A 19,022-nucleotide genomic window follows, 5' to 3' on the forward strand; every position below is an offset into this window, starting at 1 on the left:
AGAGCGTGTCGATTCGTGGTTGGCATTTCGTGACTTACGTCTCGTTGCCCCGTCGACAGGAAGCGCAGTATAGAGATCTCAGTTTTTACCGCAACCCCTTTTTGCAAAAAAAAACTCACCCGCACAAAAAACATACTAAGTCGCTTTTTTTGTCTATTTTAACGTTCAGGAAAGGCTTGTTTTTGTTTAGATTTATTAACATAGTCGAAATTTTCACCTTTCTCTAGAAAAAATGAGGCATACATCATGAAAAGGGGCTGGTAGCATATCGGCCTGTTTCTCACTTGGGAGTCATCGATATGAAGCACTGGCTTTTTCTGGGGTTTGCGATTGTGGCAGAAGTGATTGCAACAGCGTCACTCAAAAACAGCGACGGCTTTTCAAAGCTCGTCCCTTCGGTGTTAGTCGTAGTGGGGTACAGTTTTTCTTTCTATTTACTCGCGCTGACACTACGCGCTATACCGGTTGGTATCGCTTATGCAATTTGGGCAGGTGCTGGCGTAACATTGATTGCTTTAATTGGCTGGCTTGTCTTTGACCAAAAACTCGATACAGCGGCGATTATCGGCATGGTACTGATTGTCTCGGGTGTAGCAGTGATGAATATTTTTTCATCTGCGTCTCCGCACTGAGTCGCGTTATTGGCGTCAGCCCGAGAACGAAAAAACCCAGCCGAAGCTGGGTTTTTTCTTTAAGGAGGAGAGGCAGATTACATCATGCCGCCCATTCCTCCCATACCGCCCATTCCAGCAGCACCCATATCAGCGCCGCCATCTTTTTGTGGCAGATCAGTAATCATGGCTTCGGTGGTGATCATCAGGCCAGCCACGGATGCCGCAAACTGAAGCGCACTACGCGTCACTTTGGTTGGATCCAGGATACCCATTTCAATCATGTCACCGTATTCACCGGTTGATGCGTTGTAGCCAAAGTGGTTTTCACCCGCTTTCACGTTGTTCGCAACCACTGAATCTTCGTCACCTGCGTTAGTGGCGATTTGACGCAGTGGTGATTCCATCGCACGTAGCGCCACACGGATACCGACATTTTGCTCTTCGTTATCGCCTTTTAGCTCACCGACTTTGCTTGCAGCACGGATAAGCGCAACGCCACCACCGGCAACCACGCCTTCTTCAACCGCAGCACGGGTTGCGTGCAATGCGTCTTCAACGCGATCTTTCTTCTCTTTCATTTCAACTTCGGTCGCTGCACCGACTTTAATCACCGCAACACCGCCAGCCAGTTTGGCAACGCGCTCTTGCAGTTTTTCTTTGTCGTAGTCAGACGTCGCGTCTTCGATTTGTTGACGAATTTGAGCAACACGACCTTCGATCGCCGCTTCTTCACCAATACCATCAACAATTGTGGTGTTGTCTTTAGTAATGGTGACACGCTTGGCTTGGCCAAGGTCTTCTAGTGTCACTTTCTCAAGATCCATACCGATCTCTTCAGACACGACAGTACCTGCAGTCAGGGTCGCGATGTCTTGTAGCATCGCCTTACGACGATCACCGAAACCAGGTGCTTTCACTGCTGCCACTTTGACAATGCCGCGCATATTGTTTACCACCAAGGTGGCCAGCGCTTCACCTTCAAGATCTTCTGCAATGATCAGCAGCGGACGAGACGCTTTAGAAACCGCTTCAAGGGTTGGCAGTAGTTCGCGAATGTTAGAGACTTTTTTGTCGATCAGTAGGATAAATGGGTTATCCAGTTCAACATTACCGGCTTCTTGGTTGTTGATGAAGTACGGAGACAAGTAACCGCGGTCGAACTGCATGCCTTCCACAACGCTCAGTTCGTCTTGCAGTGACTGCCCTTCTTCAACAGTGATCACACCGTCACGGCCCACTTTGTCCATTGCTTGTGCGATAAGCTTACCAACGGTGTGGTCAGAGTTTGCCGAGATAGTCCCCACTTGCTCAATAGCATTGTTGCTGGTGCAAGGTGCAGACAGATTTTTCAGCTCTTCCACCGCGGCAACGACAGCTTTGTCGATACCACGTTTCAGATCCATTGGGTTCATGCCCGCAGCAACTGCTTTTAGGCCTTCGCTAATAATAGACTGCGCCAATACGGTCGCTGTGGTCGTGCCGTCACCCGCCGCATCATTGGCTTGTGAAGCGACTTCTTTCACCATTTGCGCGCCCATGTTCTGGAATTTGTCTTCCAGCTCAATTTCACGCGCAACAGAAACACCATCTTTAGTGATGGTTGGTGCACCGAATGATTTGTCGAGCACTACGTTACGGCCTTTAGGGCCCAGTGTGACGCGAACGGCATCCGCCAGAACATTCACACCTTCGAGCATTTTCGCACGTGCGTCGTCACTAAATTTAACGTCTTTAGCAGCCATGTTTTTATTCCTTTCTTACGTTATTGATTGGAGGTGAAATGAATTACTCAACGATTGCCATAATGTCGCTTTCAGACAAGATCAAAACCTCTTGACCCTCGATCTTTTCGGTTTTGGTACCAAAGCCTTCAGAGAAGATAACAGTGTCACCCACTTGAACGTCCAACGGCTGCACACTGCCGTTTTCAAGAATACGGCCTTTACCTACCGCCAGTACTTTACCGCGGGTAGATTTTTCTGCAGCAGAACCAGTTAACACGATGCCGCCCGCTGATTTAGACTCAGCTTCTTGGCGCTCAACGATAACGCGATCATGTAGTGGACGAATGTTCATCGGTCGTCTCCTGAATTAGTAATGATGTTCCGTTTGATGAAGTAAGTATGCACACAGGCCGTACATGCGTCCGGTACCTGATGTCTCTCCCTATGTGGGGACGGACTTTTTCTTTCCCAAGGGCTTTACAGCAATTTTTTTGTTTTTTTTAGACACGTAACTTTCTCACCTTATGCGGATCCGCTAGGGTAAGCCGTCCCAACTCAGCGATCAGAGACTATGAACGATAAACACGGGTTGCTTTCTGCTCCAATTAATCAAACCTTGCGCAAAATGACGATTCCAATGGTGTTCGGCCTGTTTGCGATCATCATGTTCAACGTGGTCGATACCTTTTTTATCTCGCAACTAGGGACAGAGGCGTTGGCAGCGGTGAGTTTTACCTTTCCTATCACCTTTGCGGTGAACTCCATCACTCTCGGGTTAGGAGTCGGTATTGCAGCACTTGTCGGACGTTTACTCGGCCAAGGAGATCACCAAGATGCGGCGCGCGTATCAACCCACGGATTATTATTGGCCTTGTTACTCGTGATGTTGGTTGGCTGGTTGGGTGCTGCCACCATTGTTCCCGTTTTTTCTGCATTAGGCGCCAGTAAAGATTTACTTCCACTGATCCATGAATATATGCAGATATGGTACCTCACGATTCCTTTATTGGTGGTACCGATGGCAGGTAATGCCGCCATTCGTGCCACAGGTGATACCAAAACCCCAGCCAAAATCATGATGGTCTCTGGGCTGATTAATGGCGTTCTCGACCCCTTGCTAATTTTTGGTTTAGGCCCTTTCCCTGAACTAGGCGTGCAAGGTGCCGCTATCGCTAGTGCCTTGAGCTGGGCCGGAGCCATGCTCGCTGCACTTATCGTACTCACTCGACGAGAGCAGTTACTGATTGCGCCGCAATGGCAACAGATTGGCACCGATGTGAGTCAAATTCTTAAAATTGGCATGCCTGCTGGAATGACCAATGCGCTCAACCCTGCAGCAGCTGCCATATTAATGATGATGCTCGCCTCACAAGGCACAGAAAGCGTTGCCGCCTATGGCGCCGCGCAACGGATTGAAGCGATTTTATTGATAGTGATGATGGCAATGACGTCTTCGCTTACGCCCTTAATGTCGCAAAACTTTGGCGCCCAATACCATCAGCGGGCCTTTCAGGCGCTGTTCAGTGCGATGCGCTTTGCCATCTTGTTCCAATTTGCCTTGTACTTATCGCTGTGGCCTTTTATCGATCTGATTGCGGATGTGTTCAGTGACAATGTGCGGGTTCAACAAGAAATTGCCCACTATTTGATGGTGGTCCCGGCCAGTTACGGCTTACAAGGCACCTTGATGTTATTGGTCGGCGGCCTGAATGCCATGAAGCGTTCGCTGCATTCGTTCGCCTGCAACCTAGTCCGTTTGTTTGTTTTCTTAGTGCCCTGTGCGTGGCTGGGCGGCATGGTCAACGGCACCCATGGCCTGTTTGCGGGAATCGCTGTTGCCAATCTACTGGCCGGTATTATGGCGTACCTGTATGCCGTGGTGTTGCGCCGTCAAACACTGGCTTCGTCACTGCCGGTCTGATCCAAGTGATACACTCGGTGCTGCAAGGCATCTAATGCCTGATATAAGGCTTGATACTGCGCCGCACTGAGTCCCTCAAGCATGGCTTTTTCCCACTCCAACACCTTGGGAATAATGGTCTGATAATGGGTGCGGCCTTTGTCGGTCAAATGGACTAACGCGGCGCGCTGATCACCTTGACACGCGCGTCGCTCTACCAACTGATGCTGCTCTAAACGGGTAAGCAAGCGCGACACTCTCACTTTATCCAACCGCGTTTCTGCGGCTAAATCTTTCGCCATCACGCCATCCCGTGCGCCCAAAGAGGCCAGCACGCGCCATTCTGGACGCGACAATCCAAACTCTGCTTCATAACGTGCCGCAAGACTATCGGCAACCAGCTCTGCGGTGTGAACTAATTTGTAGGGCAAAAAACTGTCAAGGGCTAGGTGCGGAACGGTCATATCAGTTAGTTTCAATTGAAATCATATACCTTACTTTACGAGAGGCGTCGATAAGATGCAAAGGTAGTGCTTTGTTTACACTTACGGTTTTTAGGCGGCAAAAATACTGAACAGACAAGGTAAAATATTTGTTAACAGTACGTTGCTTTTTATCTTGTCTGCTCGCTAGTATAAACGGATAGATTGTTTCTTTTGAAACTATTTGGCCGTACCGGTGACCACGGCCGCCCAGCACAAGGAGCGAGATATGCGAAAGTGGTTTTCATTCCCCATTCGTGAAGGGGACGCCTCACGTCAAGCCCACTGCGACTTTCCCGAAGGAACCTACGAGCGCGAATGTGGCAAGGAAGGCTTTTTTGGCCCGGCCAGCCATATGTATCACCGCCATCCCCCGACGGGCTGGAGTGAGTGGGAAGGCCCATTGCGACCGCATGCTTTTGACACCAACCGAGTTGAAACGCAAGGCACGTCGCCAATGGATGCCCCTGTGCTGTTATCCAATGCCAATGTTCAGGTTCGCTTATGGCGCACCGATACCGCCATGTCTTATCTGGTGCGCAACAGCGATGGCGACGATTGCTTATTCGTCCATCAGGGCGAAGGCTCGCTGTATTGCGATTACGGCCACTTGCGCTACAGCAAAGGCGATTACTTGATTATTCCTCGTGCCACCAGCTGGCGACTGGTGCCGGATGAGGCCACTACTTTGCTGATGATTGAAGCGACACATGGCTCCTACATGAGCGCCGAACGAGGCATTGTCGGCGAGCATGCGGTGTTTGACCCCGCGGTGCTAGAACATGCACGTATTGACGATAGCTTTAAAGCCCAGCAATCCGATAGCGAAAGCTGGCAGGTGATGATCAAATCGCGCCAACAGCTCAACCGTGTCACTTATCCTTATAACCCACTCGATGCCGTAGGCTGGAAGGGCAACCTCACCGTATTCCGGCTTAACTGGCGAGATATCCGCCCACTAATGAGCCATCGTTATCACTTGCCGCCATCCGCGCACACCACCTTTGTCGCGCAAGGTTTTGTGATTTGTACCTTTGTCCCCCGCCCGATCGAGTCGGATCCTGGCGCACTGAAGGTGCCTTTTTACCACAATAACGATGACTATGATGAAGTGCTTTTCTATCACCAAGGTGACTTTTTCAGCCGCGATAACATTGATGCCGGTATGGTGACCTTACACCCTTGTGGCTTCCCACATGGACCTCACCCAAAAGCCTTTGCCGCGGGCAAAAAGCATCAGAAAAAAGAGACCGATGAAGTGGCGGTGATGATCGATACCCGCATGCCACTTGATATGGGCGACGCGGCGAAAGCCACCGAACTGACCGATTATGTCTACTCTTGGCGCACGCCAAGTGACGCAGAATAGCGAAGGAGAAAGCAATGAAACTGGCTTCACTCAAACACGGACGTGATGGCAAATTGATTTTGGTCTCTCGCGACCTTACTCGCGCCGTCCACGCCGACGATATTGCGCCCACACTACAAGCGGCACTCGATAATTGGACGACCCTTGCGCCCAAACTGACTCAGCGCTATGACGCGCTTAACGACAACCAAGTCAGTGAGTCTTTTGCCTTTGACCCAAGTGTCTGCGATTCACCGCTGCCCCGCGCCTTTCAGTGGGCGGATGGTAGCGCCTACGTTAACCACGTTGAACTGGTGCGCAAAGCACGCGGTGCAAAAATGCCTGAGAGTTTTTGGACCGATCCTTTGATGTATCAAGGCATGTCTGATGGCTTTCTTGGTCCGCGTGATGAGATTGAATTAGTGGATGATGCATGGGGCTGTGATTTTGAAGCCGAGCTAGCCGTCGTCACCGATGATGTGCCCATGCACCTAAGCGCTGACAAAGCCGGCCAACACATTAAATTACTGATGCTGGTCAACGATGTTTCTCTGCGCAACCTGATCCCCGGCGAGCTTGCCAAAGGGTTCGGTTTTTTCCAATCCAAGCCCGCCTCTGCTTTTTCGCCGGTGGCGGTTACCCCCGATGAGCTTGGCGATCACTGGCGCGACCATAAAGTCCACTTGCCGATGCATGTCACTCTGAACGGCGACTGGTTTGGCTCGCCCGACGCCGGTGTCGATATGACCTTTGATTTTGCCGAACTAGTCGCCCATGTAGCGAAAAGCCGTCATGTCAGTGCCGGGACCATTATTGGCTCCGGCACCGTGTCCAATACCGATCGCAGTAAAGGCTCTTGCTGCTTAGCCGAAAAGCGCATGCTGGAAATTATCGACCAAGGCGAGGCAAAAACCCCGTTTATGACCTTTGGCGATAGTGTCACCATCGATATGCGCGACAGCCAAGATGCGTCTATTTTCGGCGCCATTGAGCAAACTGTGACCCGTTACATCGCAGAGTAACCTTGATGCGCGCCCGGTGCCTCTGGGCGCGCTTGACGTTGACGCCGTCTAGGAGCTTGTATGCTGCTTTATGATTACAGTAAGTCGACCGCGGCCTACCGCGTCCGCATCGCCCTTGGCCTTAAAGGCCTCAGCTACCAACGAGAAACCGTGTCCCTTCTGGATAAACATCAGCACAGTGACGCCTATCGTTCGCTCAACCCCGCCGGTTTAGTGCCTACCTTGGTCGATAGCGATGTCACCTTGAGCCAATCGCTCGCCATTATCGAATACCTCGATGAGCGCTATCCACAGGTCAAACTGCTCCCCGGTGATCCAGTGCAAAAAGCCCAGTGCCGCTCTCTGGCACTCGATATTGCCTGTGATGTGCATCCACTCAATAACTTGCGAGTTCTGCAATACTTAACCGGCCCCTTTGGCCACAGTGATGATGACAAAATCACTTGGTATCACCATTGGCTAAAACAAGGGTTCGATGGCTTGGAAGCCAAACTACAAGGATTAGACAGCTCCTTTATCGGCGGAGAAGCGCCCAATTTGGCCGATATTTGTTTGGTCGCGCAGCTGTTTAATGCACGCCGATTTGCGTTTGATTTAACGGCCTACCCAACTTTGACGCGCATTGAATCACAATGCCAAACGTTGGATGCATTTATACAGGCACACCCTGATAAGGGCTAAGGAGAGGACATGAAAGACGGATTGTTGTGGGCGCCGGATAAGGAACGTCAAACCCACACGTTACTCGCTGCGTTTATCCGTGCCGTGAATCAGACTCACGACACCCAGCTAAGCGGTTATGACGATCTTTATGCATGGTCAGTACGTCAAAGCGGCGATTTTTGGCAACAGTTATGGCAATTTTCCGGCGTGATCGGCGATCCGGGCGAGAGAGTGTGCGATATCGATCCCGAGCACCCCAATCGAGATAGCCACTGGTTTCCCACCGCACGTCTGAACTATGCCGAAAACCTGCTCAAGCACGCAGAGCAATATGCCGACCAACCGGCGATGATTTTTAGCGGTGAGCATGAGGTAGCACGAACCCTCACTTGGCGTGAGCTCGTCGATCAGGTCGCGGCCATCCGTCACTACCTATATATGCAAGGCGTTCAGCCGGGCGATGTGGTTGCGGGCTATTTACCTAACCTGCCTGAAACCGTGATTGCGATGCTTGCCACCGCGGCACTGGGCGCGATTTGGACCTCAACCTCACCGGACTTTGGCGTCGACAGTGTGTTAGACCGTTTTGGCCAAACCGAGCCCAAAGTGCTGTTTACCACCGATCATTACCACTATAACGGCAAAACCTATGACTGCCTGAATAAAGCACAGCAGGTGGTGGGTAACGTACCGGCCATTGAACGCCTAGTGGTGATCCCTTTTGATGGCGAGCGACCTTCTTTACCTGCTGGCGTGGATAACTGGCAGGACTTATTAGTCAAGGACGTGCCGCCGCTTCGCTTTACCCGCGTGGCGTTCAATGCCCCACTCTTTGTGCTTTACTCTTCCGGCACCACGGGTAAGCCCAAGTGCATTATTCATTCGGTAGGGGGGATATTGCTCAATCATTTGAAAGAGCATCAGCTCCATTCGGATGTGCGCCCCGGCGATCGCTTTTTCTATTTCACCACCTGCGGCTGGATGATGTGGAATTGGCAAGTCAGCGCTTTAGCAAGCGGCGCGACCTTGGTGCTCTATGATGGCTCGCCGTTTTATCCCGATGCGGGGGTACTTTGGCGACTGGCCGAGCGGCACCGGCTCACCCTTTTTGGCACCGCAGCCAAATACTTAGAGGCATTGGAAAAACAAGGTGTGGCGCCGAAAGATGATTACTCGCTGACGTCACTACGCGTCCTATGTTCGACCGGCTCGGTACTTGCGCCCGAGCAGTTTGATTATGTCTATCAAAAAATAAAATCTGATCTGCAATTAAGCTCGATTGCGGGTGGCACCGACATTTGTGGCTGCTTTGTTCTTGGCAGCCCGCTGTCACCGGTTTATCGCGGCGAAAGCCAAAAGCGGAGCTTGGCGCTGGATGTACAAGTGTTTAACGCCCAAGGCCAAGCGGTTGAAGAGCAGAAAGGGGAACTGGTGTGTTGTAATAGCTTCCCCAACCAGCCGGTTGGCTTTTGGCACGATACCGATGGCAGTCGCTACCATAATGCCTACTGGAACAAGATTGATGACATCTGGTTCCATGGTGACTATGTGCGCCTGACCGCACAAGGTGGCATGGTGTTTTATGGTCGGTCTGATGCGGTATTGAACCCAGGCGGGGTGCGAATTGGTACGGCGGAAATCTATCGCCATGTAAATCAGCTTAGCGAGATCATCGATTCAGTGGTCATTGGTCAGCAATGGCTAAATGATATCCGCGTGGTGCTATTCGTCAAACTCGCCGCCGGTGTGACACTGGATGAGCCAATCAAGCAAGCCATCAAAAAAACTATTCGCACCCAGTGTACACCGCGTCATGTTCCCGCGGTGATTGCCGAGGTGAGCGATATTCCGCGCACCAAGTCAGGCAAACTGGCTGAGTTGGCGGTGCGCGATGTGGTCCATGGCCAAGACGTGGCACAGTTAAGCGCACTGGATAATCCAGCATCACTCGACCAATATCGCCAACGCCCTGAGCTTGCTGAATAAACGACACTCGCTGAATAAACGACAATAGTGCAATAGGCCCATAAGGTCCGCAAAAAACTAAAAATGGCCGCAGTGTGCGGCCATTTTTGTCGATGTTTATTACAACGTAAACGTTATCTTAGGCGATGATTGTCATCGTCGTCATCGTCTTTACGCTCGTACTCACCTTCAAAGGTATTGCCATCATCATCGCGCCCGCCACGACGAAAAGGATCGTCACCAAAGGGGCCTTGCGTATTACCTCCTTGGTGGAAGCCGCCTTGGCCAAAGCCCGCTTGAGACACAGTGACCCGTTTCATCACTTGTTTGGCGAGCGCCGCACGCGGTGCTGGTAGCAGCACCAACATCCCCATCGCATCGGTCATAAAGCCTGGCGTCAACAGCAAGACACCTGCTACCGCAAGCATCACGCCTTCAAGGATTTGCTGCGCCGGTAACTCACCGCGATTGAGCCTGTCCTGCACCGAGGCCAGCGTCATCAACCCCTGATTACGGACCAAAGACGCACCGACAAATGCCGTGATCAGAACCAACGCCAAGGTCGGCCACAAGCCCAGCCAGCCGCCGACCTGAATAAATAGGCCAATTTCGATCACTGGGACCAGAATAAATAGCAGTAGTAAGACTGGAAACACGGTTCACCTCGCGCTAAAAATTGACGTTTCATCCTAACATCAAAATAAGGCAAAAGCCGAACCGGGATCCTGTATTTACTGCTTGAATCCCAGCGCAAGAAAGCGCATTTTGTTTAGTCATCATGTTACAGCTGTGACGGAAGTCAGCCATTTCAACCGCATCATGTGCTGTAATATGGGTTGAAACGATGTAATAGACGATACATCCAGCCAAAATCTCTGAGGAATGGATTCTACAGCAATATTTGTGGCGACGTTTTAATCATTATAATAACTTGATGTTAAGGCCAACGCATGTCTCAGACGATTATTACCCCCAATGATACCCCTACGCAAACCACTGCCACCCGCTTGGAAGAGGACTTACTCGGCCAACGAGCGGTGCCTGCAGATGCGTATTATGGCATTCATACCTTGCGCGCGATTGAGAACTTCACTATTTCAAGCACCCGTATTTCTGATATCCCAGATTTCGTACGCGGCATGGTTTATACCAAAAAGGCCGCCGCAATGGCCAACCAAGAACTTGGCGTGATCCCTGCTGACGTCGGTGATTACATCATCAAAGCCTGTGACCAGATGTTGGAAACCGGCAAATGCATGGATCAGTTCCCCTCGGATGTCTTTCAAGGCGGCGCGGGCACCTCGGTGAACATGAACGCCAACGAGGTAATTGCCAATCTTGCGCTTGAACTGATGGGGCACGAGAAAGGCGATTATGATGTGATTAACCCTAACGATCACGTCAACAAGAGCCAATCCACTAACTGTGCGTATCCAACCGGATTTCGAATTGCGGTATATAACAGCATTCTCAAACTGATGGATGCGATTGATTACTTACAAAAAGAATTCGATGTCAAAGCAGACACGTACGCTCATGTCATAAAAATGGGCCGTACCCAGCTGCAAGATGCGGTGCCAATGACAGTGGGACAAGAGTTCAAAGCCTTCTCTGTACTGCTGCGTGAAGAGATTAAAAACATCAAATATACGGCGGCCCTACTTTTAGAAGTGAACTTAGGCGCCACCGCGATCGGGACGAAGTTGAATGCTGCAGAAGGTTACCAGCAACTGGCGGTGAAACGCCTTGCAGAGATTACTGGTTTACCTTGTATACCGGCAGAAGATTTGATTGAAGCCACCTCAGACTGTGGGTCCTATGTCATGGTGCATGGCGCGCTAAAACGCCTGGCGGTGAAACTATCGAAGATCTGTAATGATTTACGCCTACTTTCTTCTGGCCCTCGTGCAGGACTGAATGAAATTAACTTGCCTGAAATGCAAGCCGGTTCATCCATCATGCCTGCCAAGGTCAACCCGGTGATCCCTGAAGTAGTCAATCAGGTTTGTTATCGAGTCATGGGGAACGACACTACCATCACCTTTGCTGCCGAAGCCGGCCAACTTCAGCTTAACGTGATGGAGCCCGTAATTGGGCAGGCACTGTTTGAGTCTATTTCCATCCTGGCGAATGGCTGCCGGAACTTGGGTGAGAAGTGTGTAAGCGGGATTACGGTTAACCAAGAAGTGTGCGAGCACTACGTGCATAACTCGATTGGGATTATCACCTATCTCAACCCCTTTATCGGTCATCACGAAGGCGATATTGTCGGCAAGATTTGTGCGGAAACCGGTAAAAGTGTTAAAGAGGTGATACTCGAGCGTGGTTTGATGACAGAGTCTGAGCTTGATGAGATTTTCTCCGTTGAGAACCTCATGCACCCCAAATACCGCGGCAAACGCTTTAACGCTTAGTCGGTCAAAATCACAACAACCATAAAACAACAAAGGGCGCTAATAGCGCCCTTTTTCATGCCGGTGAAACAGCCGCTACAACACCTGGGTAATCAACAAACCACATGCAATACTGAAGACCATGCTCAGTAAGCCTGGCAACATAAAGCTATGGTTGAACACATACTTACCAATCCGCGTAGTACCGGTGCGGTCAAAATCAATAGAAGCGATAATCGGACCATAGTTCGGGACGAAGAAATAACCATTTACCGCAACAAAGGTGGCAATGATCATCGAAGGAGGTAAGCCAAGCGAAATCGCTACTGGAACAAGCACCGCCGTCGTTGCACCTTGACTATTCACCATCACTGATAGAGCAAATAAGGCAAAAGCAAATGTCCAGGGCGCCACTTCAACCAAGCCAGATACCGCGTCTTTGACCATATCTAGATGGCCGGCAACCAAGGTATCCCCTAACCAAGCAATACCAAAGATAGCAACGATGGCACGCATCCCAGCATGGAATACTGAGCCTTGGCTAATCGCATTACCGTCTGGTTTACAAGTCAGAATAATTAACGCAGCAACCGACAACATGACGATTTCAATGGTGTGTGCCATGCCCATTGGCTCACCATCAAATGCCGGACGCAAAGCAGGGAAAGCCCCCATAATGACCACGGCTAACGCACCGAATAAGAACAATGCGACCGATTTTTTCGCCTCCGACGTGACTTCGATATCTTCAACGGCCAAATCGGCTTCCATTTCTCGACGAAAGTCGGGATCTTGCAGGCGACGTTGATATTCAGGATCGTCTTTAAGCTCTTTGCCCAGTTTATTCACGATCACACACGCCAGCGCCAAACCGATAAAGGTGCTAGGAATGGTCACTGATAGAACATCTGTTAGTGTGATGCCTTGCGGCTCTAAAAAGGCGACACATGCCACCACAGCAGCGGCAATCGGGCTGGCCACAATCGCAAACTGTGAGGCAATCACCGCCATACCGAGAGGGCGAGCAGGACGAATCCCGCTTTTGCGGCTCACTTCGGCAATAACTGGCAACACCGAGTACGCCACGTGTCCCGTCCCTGCCATCATGGTAAAGACATACGTCACTAAAGGCGCAACAAAAGTAATATGACGTGGATTTTTGCGCAGAATGCCACTGGCAATTTTAATTAAAAAATCGAGGCCCCCTGCCGCTTGCATGGTCGCGGCGGCGGCAACTACCGCCATGATCATTAATAAAACATCAATCGGAGGATGCGTCGGTTGCAACCCGAACACAAAGCTCAACACTAAAAGTCCAAGCCCGCCCATCACACCTAAACCGATGCCGCCGATACGGGCACCCACTAAGATGCAGCTGAGTACCACTAATAACTCAACCAAAAACATAATTTTCTCCTACTTTGGATAGACTTTCCCACTACGTCGCGTTCACACACGAGAGCAAACGCGCCCAGCACCATGGCCAAAGTCTAACCAGGCCCCGTAACGCGTATGTTGATTCAAGTAAGAAAAAGTAACACTTTTCGCGAACTGACAACAAAAAGTTCGGAAATTGAGATCTTTAACCTAGACACTAGGCAAGCTTTTCTTTCCTGCCTTTAATTGTTATGTTATATCATAACAATTAATAAGGAGTCATTATGCAAGCCAATATCCATCCCGAGTACCGCCCTGTCGTTTTTCATGACACCAGCGTTGACGCCTATTTTATAATCGGATCAACCTTGCAAACATCACGCACCATTGAGTGGCAAGATGGCAAAACCTATCCTTACTACCCGTTGGATATCTCGAGCGCTTCACATCCGGTGTACACAGGTAAACAACGCGCTGCCAATAAAGAGGGGCGCGCCGCCAACTTTGCGCGCAAGTTTGGCCAAATTGGTCGCAGTCAAAAGGCGTCGTCATGAAGGTATTGAACTCACTGAAAAGCGCCCGCCAGCGTCACCCTGATTGCCAGGTTATCCGTCGCCGCGGACGCATGTTTGTCATTTGCAAAACGAATCCGCGTTTTAAAGCCGTACAAGGGCGCGCGAAAAAACGCGCCTAAGCGTCGGCGACGCACTGCCACTGATGGGGCAGTGCGTCTCTGCGGGCAAACATCTTGATGTCGTCATTTCCTTTTTCTAAGCAAGTCATGGTATGTGTGTATACTCATCCTATTAGCGTGAAAAGGAAAACATATGAGACAGCGTCGCCGTGTCGCATTGACTGCTGGATTGTTGGTTGCCGCATTAGGCGCCAGTGCGCTTTATATTGTTCGCTCGCAACAAGCTACCGTCCCTGCGACAACATCGCATACCGTCACGGCGCCAACGTTTGTGACCGTTAATAGCCAAGCCGCGCTTGAGGCTGAACTTGCCAAAGCCGCTACCAATCAACAAGTCGCCTTTGTCGACTATTACGCCGACTGGTGCATTCCATGCAAACAGTTTGCGCAAAAGACATTCACTGATCCGGCAGTGGCTAAGCCACTTAGTACTATGCACCGAATTAAAGTGAACCTGAGTGAAAACCGTCCGGAAGATTTTGCCTTGATGCGTAGCCAAGCGGTGGCAGGCTTACCGACTCTCGATTTTTGGCTTCCAACGGGGGAACGAAATCAAGCGGCGCGTATAACCGGCTTTTTACCTCCTGAGGCATTTCTCGCTCACCTCAATGAACATGCACTTATGCCGTCAGTAAAAAGCAAGGAATGATCAATCTCTTAGTTCTCTTGTTACAAAATTGATAAGCCCTGCATCGGGTGATAGGTTGAAAGAAACTGAAGGGAAAGATAGCCGCATTATGGAAGCGCAACACACCATCGTTATTGCTGATGATCATCCACTATTTCGAAATGCCTTATTTCAATCTGTGCATATGGCGATAAGCGGTGCCAACCTGTTGGAAGCAGATAGCTTAGATAGCTTGCATAAAATACTCGCACGAGATGCTGACGTCGATTTAGTCTTACTCGACCTCAAAATGCCCGGCGCTAACGGCATGTCCGGTCTGATTGAGCTGCGCAACCAATATCCTAACCTGCCCATTGTCGTCGTCTCTGCCAGCGAAGAACGCAATGTGATCCGTCAAGTGTATTCACATGGTGCGTTTGGCTTTATCCCTAAGTCCAGCGATATGCGCGCCTTGGTACAATCATTAACCCAGGTACTCGAGGGAACGCCTTGTTTTCCTGATGATCTCGGCGAGGAGGATGACAGCGAGAGCCTATCTAGCAAACTCGCAGCGCTGACACCGCAGCAGTATAAGGTGTTGCGGATGCTCTGTGACGGTCTGCTCAATAAACAAATCGCTTACGATCTCGCCGTTTCCGAAGCCACCATCAAAGCGCATATGACGGCTATTTTCCGCAAGCTCGGGGTGAAAAATCGTACGCAAGCGGTGATTTTATTGCAGCAATCCAATATAGAACTTTGATACGCTAGCGCCCTCGACCCTATTATGGAGCGCCCATGCTAAGTATTCTGGCTACACAATTCGTGATCTTATGGGCCGTGATCGATCCTGTCGGTAGCGTGCCCATTTATCTCTCGCAAACCAGCCATATGACGGCGAAACAAAAACGCCGCGTTGCCATTAAAGCCGTCACTATTTCCTTTGCTATTTTGCTTTTCTTTCTCATTATTGGTCAGATTTTGTTAGAAGCGATGCAAATTCCACTGCCCGCATTTCAAGCCGCGGGCGGTTTAGTACTCCTTCTTTTTGCTCTGACCATGATTTTCGGCGAAGGCAAACCCAGCCAAGAGGCCAAAATGCTGAGCGAAAACGTGGATAAAGCCGAGATAGCGGCAACGGCCGTTTCCCCCTTGGCTGTGCCTTCCATTGCCTCCCCCGGCGCCATGATGGCCATTGTGATGCTCACCGATAACAACCGCTATGCCATTGCTGAACAAGCGATCACAGCGGGAGTGATGTTTTTAGTTCTGCTCGCGACCTTGGCTTTACTCCTCGGGGCCAATGTGATTCACAAGGTGATTGGTAATGTGGGCGCTTCTATTATCAGTCGCGTAATGGGGCTGATTCTCGCCTCGGTGGCAGTGGCTAATTTACTCGAAGGGGTCCAAAAGTTTTACCACTTAAGTTAGACCTTTGGCGAAAGCCTTGGCTGGCTCACACGGAGCCAGCCCAACCTACCTCACAAAACACCTGATTTTTCCTGCGATTGCCTACAACTAAGCTCGACTAAAGTTGCAATGTCGCTTTGCCTAACCCCTGCTATCGTCATTACGTAACATTCCATTAACGTAATAAACAAGGAGAAGGCGATGGCGTTTCAAAGCAAGGAACACGCAAAAGCCTACTGGGACAGAAACGTAAAACTGATGATCAGCTTACTGATTGTCTGGTTTGTGGTCTCATTTGGCTGCGGGATCTTATTCGTTGATGCTCTCAATACCATTCAAATTGGCGGCTACAAATTAGGATTCTGGTTTGCTCAGCAGGGATCGATTTATACCTTCCTCGGCATCATTTTTGTGTATACCAAACAAATGCGCAAACTCGATCGCGAGTTCGGTGTTGACGACGAGTAAGAGGATAAACACATGGATTTAAGAACCATTACTTATATTGTTGTCGGGTTCACATTCGCACTCTACATCGGGATTGCAATTTGGGCACGCGCAGGCTCCACCAAGGAGTTTTACGTCGCGGGCGGCGGGGTCAACCCCATCGCAAACGGGATGGCCACCGCTGCAGACTGGATGTCAGCCGCTTCCTTTATTTCAATGGCCGGCTTAATTGCCTTTATGGGTTATGGCGGTTCGGTGTTTTTAATGGGTTGGACTGGCGGCTTCGTGCTTCTTGCATTGCTGCTCGCGCCTTATCTCCGTAAGTTTGGCAAATTTACCGTGCCAGAGTTTGTCGGTGAGCGCTTTTATTCAAAAACCGCACGTATCGTCGCTGTCATCTGCTTAATCATCGCCTCGGTGACGTATGTTATCGGTCAGATGAAAGGCGTTGGGGTGGCTTTTGGTCGCTTTTTAGAAGTGGATTACTCCACCGGGCTATTAATCGGTATGGTGATCGTCTTTATGTATTCCGTGATGGGCGGGATGAAAGGCATTACTTACACCCAAATTGCTCAATATTGCGTACTCATTTTAGCTTACACCATTCCCGCAATCTTTATTTCCCTTAACTTGACTGGTAATCCGTTCCCACAACTGGGTCTCGGTAGCACCATGGCAGGCACCGATCAGTATCTGCTCGATCGACTGGATCAGGTGGTCACCGAACTTGGCTTTGTGGAATACACCACCGCAGTGCGTGGCAGTACGCTCAATATGTTTGCCTACACCATGTCACTGATGATTGGTACTGCTGGCTTACCCCACGTCATTATCCGTTTCTTTACCGTGCCTAAGGTACGTGATGCTCGGGCTTCTGCGGGTTGGGCGCTGTTCTTTATCGCGATTTTGTACACCTCAGCACCTGCGGTCGCGGCAATGGCGCGCTTGAACTTAATGGACACTGTGAATCTGCCTAATGGCGACAATCTTGTCTATGACGAGCGTCCAGACTGGTTCAAAAACTGGGAAAAAACCGGGCTACTTGGTTTTGATGATAAAAACGGCGATCAAAAAATTCAGTACACGTCGGATCCGGCAACCAACGAATTACGCGTTGACCGCGATATTATTGTCCTGGCCAACCCCGAAATCGCCAAACTGCCTAACTGGGTGATCGCCTTGATTGCCGCCGGTGGCCTGGCGGCCGCTTTATCGACCGCAGCCGGGTTATTATTGGCTATATCGTCCGCGATATCCCATGACCTGATTAAGGGGGTCGTCAATCCGAATATCAGTGAAAAAGGCGAGCTGATGGCGAGCCGGATATCCATGGCATTAGCGATTGCCGGCGCTGGATACTTGGGGCTCAATCCACCAGGCTTTGCGGCCGGGACAGTGGCACTTGCCTTTGGTTTGGCCGCGTCATCGATATTCCCGGTACTGATGATGGGGATCTTCACCAAAACCATCAATAAAGAGGGCGCAATTGCGGGTATGGTAGCGGGGATCAGTGTCACTCTGTTCTATGTCTTCCAACATAAAGGGATTCTGTTTGTCGCTGATTGGACCTACTTAGAAGGCTTAGGCAGCAACTGGATCTTAGGGATTGAACCCAATGCCTTTGGTGCAGTCGGGGCAGTCTGCAACTTTGTCGTCGCTATCATTGTGTCACGCATGACGAAGGAAACACCGCAAGAGGTGCAAGACTTAGTCGAACACGTTCGCATGCCATCGGGTGCGGGTGATGCGCAATCACATTGATACAGTGTTAAACTATCAAGCCCCTTCGGGGGCTTTTAAACGACCGATTATGGCCAGCCAAGGAGAGGCATGATGTCAACGATAACGCGTTTATTAACCAACAAGCATGTAGTTATCGCGATGCTAGTCGCGCCAGTGCTCGCAGTGATAGCCTATTTTGCGGTCGATGCCAGTGTGTCTGAAGCGCCCAAGGCGGCCCAACCGGGGAAAAGCTACCCGCTTGCTGTCCGTTCCAACTGTCGCTATACCAGCGGATTTTGTCAGCTCGAAAATGGTGATATGAAACTCAAACTGGAGTCACAAGGGATCGAGGATAATCAGCTGACGTTGCGGCTGATCAGTGAGTTGCCTTTAGAAGGTGTTCGTATTGGCCTGGCACAGACCTCGCCCCAAGCAATGCAAGCCACCGGTAATAAAGGTACCCACTGGCTCGTATCACTGCCAGCACCAAAGAGTAATGATGCACAAATCCGCGTCGCAGTGAGCATGGCGGGTAGCCATTATTTTGCGCAAACGCCTGCTACGTTTATCGAGCACAAGACCTTTTACACCGAACACCAGCAAGCCCAAGACGCATCATAGTCGACGACAAAATGCGTCATAATTGATGATACC

At 50.4% G+C, this 19,022-nt stretch carries 20 protein-coding genes; 15 read left to right on the forward strand and 5 right to left on the reverse strand.

What is annotated here, in order from left to right; genetic code table 11:
• The first annotated feature begins 299 nt into the window (after positions 1–299).
• Positions 300–632 (forward strand): SMR family transporter, encoded by a 333-nt coding sequence (locus BZJ21_RS09470; RefSeq protein ID WP_077461911.1) that lies wholly within the window; start codon positions 300–302, stop codon positions 630–632.
• 77 nt (positions 633–709) lie between these two features.
• Here BZJ21_RS09470 and groL read toward each other — a convergent pair whose 3' ends face one another.
• Positions 710–2,356: a chaperonin GroEL gene (groL, locus tag BZJ21_RS09475; RefSeq protein WP_021024082.1), complete on the reverse strand. Its 1,647-nt coding sequence runs from the start codon at positions 2,354–2,356 to the stop codon at positions 710–712.
• Between the two features lie 43 nt (positions 2,357–2,399).
• On the reverse strand, positions 2,400–2,690 hold the full coding sequence (locus BZJ21_RS09480) for a co-chaperone GroES (protein ID WP_021024083.1): 291 nt from the start codon (positions 2,688–2,690) through the stop codon (positions 2,400–2,402).
• A gap of 219 nt (positions 2,691–2,909) precedes the next feature.
• Between BZJ21_RS09480 and BZJ21_RS09485 the strand changes: the two genes are divergently transcribed.
• Positions 2,910–4,259, forward strand: a complete 1,350-nt coding sequence (locus BZJ21_RS09485; protein ID WP_077669656.1) for an MATE family efflux transporter — start codon at positions 2,910–2,912, stop codon at positions 4,257–4,259.
• Here BZJ21_RS09485 and BZJ21_RS09490 read toward each other — a convergent pair.
• Positions 4,229–4,702 (reverse strand): MarR family winged helix-turn-helix transcriptional regulator, encoded by a 474-nt coding sequence (locus BZJ21_RS09490; RefSeq protein WP_077461909.1) that lies wholly within the window; start codon positions 4,700–4,702, stop codon positions 4,229–4,231. The genes BZJ21_RS09485 and BZJ21_RS09490 overlap by 31 nt on opposite strands.
• A 247-nt stretch (positions 4,703–4,949) precedes the next feature.
• Between BZJ21_RS09490 and BZJ21_RS09495 the strand changes: the two genes are divergently transcribed.
• The 4 genes from BZJ21_RS09495 to BZJ21_RS09510 are packed head-to-tail and all read left to right on the forward strand — an operon-like array spanning position 4,950 to position 9,739.
• A complete protein-coding gene (locus tag BZJ21_RS09495) occupies positions 4,950–6,089 on the forward strand; it encodes a homogentisate 1,2-dioxygenase (protein ID WP_074214047.1) in 1,140 nt (379 codons plus the stop codon).
• A gap of 14 nt (positions 6,090–6,103) precedes the next feature.
• Positions 6,104–7,090, forward strand: a complete 987-nt coding sequence (locus tag BZJ21_RS09500) for a fumarylacetoacetate hydrolase family protein (RefSeq protein ID WP_077669657.1) — start codon at positions 6,104–6,106, stop codon at positions 7,088–7,090.
• Between the two features lie 60 nt (positions 7,091–7,150).
• Complete coding sequence (gene maiA, locus BZJ21_RS09505) at positions 7,151–7,771, forward strand: maleylacetoacetate isomerase (RefSeq protein WP_077646945.1); 621 nt, start codon at positions 7,151–7,153, stop codon at positions 7,769–7,771.
• 9 nt (positions 7,772–7,780) lie between these two features.
• Positions 7,781–9,739: an acetoacetate--CoA ligase gene (locus BZJ21_RS09510; protein WP_077669658.1), complete on the forward strand. Its 1,959-nt coding sequence runs from the start codon at positions 7,781–7,783 to the stop codon at positions 9,737–9,739.
• 113 nt (positions 9,740–9,852) lie between these two features.
• On the opposite strand, the gene BZJ21_RS09515 is transcribed toward BZJ21_RS09510, so the two are convergent.
• Positions 9,853–10,374: an FxsA family protein gene (locus BZJ21_RS09515; protein ID WP_021024090.1), complete on the reverse strand. Its 522-nt coding sequence runs from the start codon at positions 10,372–10,374 to the stop codon at positions 9,853–9,855.
• Positions 10,375–10,680: 306 nt separating this feature from the next.
• Here BZJ21_RS09515 and aspA point away from each other — a divergent pair, with 306 nt between their 5' ends.
• The gene (gene aspA / locus BZJ21_RS09520; RefSeq protein ID WP_394329758.1) at positions 10,681–12,132 is read left to right on the forward strand and encodes an aspartate ammonia-lyase; all 1,452 of its coding nucleotides are present in this window, start codon (positions 10,681–10,683) and stop codon (positions 12,130–12,132) included.
• Positions 12,133–12,207: 75 nt separating this feature from the next.
• Here the strand turns inward: aspA and BZJ21_RS09525 are convergent, their stop codons facing one another.
• Positions 12,208–13,518 carry an anaerobic C4-dicarboxylate transporter family protein gene (locus tag BZJ21_RS09525; protein ID WP_077461905.1) on the reverse strand — a complete coding sequence of 437 codons (1,311 nt, stop codon included), beginning with the start codon at positions 13,516–13,518 and terminating at the stop codon, positions 12,208–12,210.
• 254 nt (positions 13,519–13,772) lie between these two features.
• On the opposite strand from BZJ21_RS09525, the gene BZJ21_RS09530 reads away from it, so the two are divergent.
• From BZJ21_RS09530 to BZJ21_RS09565, 8 genes are all read left to right on the forward strand, one after another.
• Positions 13,773–14,042, forward strand: a complete 270-nt coding sequence (locus BZJ21_RS09530; protein WP_021024093.1) for a type B 50S ribosomal protein L31 — start codon at positions 13,773–13,775, stop codon at positions 14,040–14,042.
• Positions 14,039–14,182 (forward strand): type B 50S ribosomal protein L36, encoded by a 144-nt coding sequence (ykgO, locus tag BZJ21_RS09535; protein ID WP_077461903.1) that lies wholly within the window; start codon positions 14,039–14,041, stop codon positions 14,180–14,182. Before BZJ21_RS09530 ends, ykgO begins: the two co-directional genes overlap by 4 nt.
• 133 nt (positions 14,183–14,315) lie before the next feature.
• The gene (locus BZJ21_RS09540) at positions 14,316–14,831 is read left to right on the forward strand and encodes a thioredoxin fold domain-containing protein (RefSeq protein WP_077669659.1); all 516 of its coding nucleotides are present in this window, start codon (positions 14,316–14,318) and stop codon (positions 14,829–14,831) included.
• An 88-nt stretch (positions 14,832–14,919) separates the two neighbouring features.
• Positions 14,920–15,552: a response regulator gene (locus tag BZJ21_RS09545; RefSeq protein ID WP_077461901.1), complete on the forward strand. Its 633-nt coding sequence runs from the start codon at positions 14,920–14,922 to the stop codon at positions 15,550–15,552.
• Positions 15,553–15,587: 35 nt separating this feature from the next.
• Complete coding sequence (locus BZJ21_RS09550; RefSeq protein WP_077669660.1) at positions 15,588–16,220, forward strand: MarC family protein; 633 nt, start codon at positions 15,588–15,590, stop codon at positions 16,218–16,220.
• 180 nt (positions 16,221–16,400) lie between these two features.
• Positions 16,401–16,667 (forward strand): DUF4212 domain-containing protein, encoded by a 267-nt coding sequence (locus tag BZJ21_RS09555; protein WP_021024098.1) that lies wholly within the window; start codon positions 16,401–16,403, stop codon positions 16,665–16,667.
• A gap of 12 nt (positions 16,668–16,679) precedes the next feature.
• On the forward strand, positions 16,680–18,407 hold the full coding sequence (locus tag BZJ21_RS09560; protein WP_077461899.1) for a sodium:solute symporter family protein: 1,728 nt from the start codon (positions 16,680–16,682) through the stop codon (positions 18,405–18,407).
• A 69-nt stretch (positions 18,408–18,476) separates the two neighbouring features.
• The gene (locus BZJ21_RS09565; protein ID WP_236719544.1) at positions 18,477–18,989 is read left to right on the forward strand and encodes a hypothetical protein; all 513 of its coding nucleotides are present in this window, start codon (positions 18,477–18,479) and stop codon (positions 18,987–18,989) included.
• Positions 18,990–19,022: the final 33 nt, after the last annotated feature.

This window comes from Salinivibrio costicola subsp. alcaliphilus (assembly GCF_001996185.1).
GTDB lineage: Bacteria > Pseudomonadota > Gammaproteobacteria > Enterobacterales > Vibrionaceae > Salinivibrio > Salinivibrio costicola.

Excerpts from the sequence above, each read along its gene's own strand:
- BZJ21_RS09470 (WP_077461911.1), top strand. The coding sequence starts at position 300 with ATGAAGCACTGGCTTTTTCTGGGGTTTGCGATTGTGGCAGAAGTGATT.
- groL (WP_021024082.1), bottom strand. The coding sequence starts at position 2,356 with ATGGCTGCTAAAGACGTTAAATTTAGTGACGACGCACGTGCGAAAATG.
- BZJ21_RS09480 (WP_021024083.1), bottom strand. The coding sequence starts at position 2,690 with ATGAACATTCGTCCACTACATGATCGCGTTATCGTTGAGCGCCAAGAA.
- BZJ21_RS09485 (WP_077669656.1), top strand. The coding sequence starts at position 2,910 with ATGAACGATAAACACGGGTTGCTTTCTGCTCCAATTAATCAAACCTTG.
- BZJ21_RS09490 (WP_077461909.1), bottom strand. The coding sequence starts at position 4,702 with ATGACCGTTCCGCACCTAGCCCTTGACAGTTTTTTGCCCTACAAATTA.
- BZJ21_RS09495 (WP_074214047.1), top strand. The coding sequence starts at position 4,950 with ATGCGAAAGTGGTTTTCATTCCCCATTCGTGAAGGGGACGCCTCACGT.
- BZJ21_RS09500 (WP_077669657.1), top strand. The coding sequence starts at position 6,104 with ATGAAACTGGCTTCACTCAAACACGGACGTGATGGCAAATTGATTTTG.
- maiA (WP_077646945.1), top strand. The coding sequence starts at position 7,151 with ATGCTGCTTTATGATTACAGTAAGTCGACCGCGGCCTACCGCGTCCGC.
- BZJ21_RS09510 (WP_077669658.1), top strand. The coding sequence starts at position 7,781 with ATGAAAGACGGATTGTTGTGGGCGCCGGATAAGGAACGTCAAACCCAC.
- BZJ21_RS09525 (WP_077461905.1), bottom strand. The coding sequence starts at position 13,518 with ATGTTTTTGGTTGAGTTATTAGTGGTACTCAGCTGCATCTTAGTGGGT.
- BZJ21_RS09530 (WP_021024093.1), top strand. The coding sequence starts at position 13,773 with ATGCAAGCCAATATCCATCCCGAGTACCGCCCTGTCGTTTTTCATGAC.
- ykgO (WP_077461903.1), top strand. The coding sequence starts at position 14,039 with ATGAAGGTATTGAACTCACTGAAAAGCGCCCGCCAGCGTCACCCTGAT.
- BZJ21_RS09540 (WP_077669659.1), top strand. The coding sequence starts at position 14,316 with ATGAGACAGCGTCGCCGTGTCGCATTGACTGCTGGATTGTTGGTTGCC.
- BZJ21_RS09545 (WP_077461901.1), top strand. The coding sequence starts at position 14,920 with ATGGAAGCGCAACACACCATCGTTATTGCTGATGATCATCCACTATTT.
- BZJ21_RS09550 (WP_077669660.1), top strand. The coding sequence starts at position 15,588 with ATGCTAAGTATTCTGGCTACACAATTCGTGATCTTATGGGCCGTGATC.
- BZJ21_RS09555 (WP_021024098.1), top strand. The coding sequence starts at position 16,401 with ATGGCGTTTCAAAGCAAGGAACACGCAAAAGCCTACTGGGACAGAAAC.
- BZJ21_RS09560 (WP_077461899.1), top strand. The coding sequence starts at position 16,680 with ATGGATTTAAGAACCATTACTTATATTGTTGTCGGGTTCACATTCGCA.
- BZJ21_RS09565 (WP_236719544.1), top strand. The coding sequence starts at position 18,477 with ATGATGTCAACGATAACGCGTTTATTAACCAACAAGCATGTAGTTATC.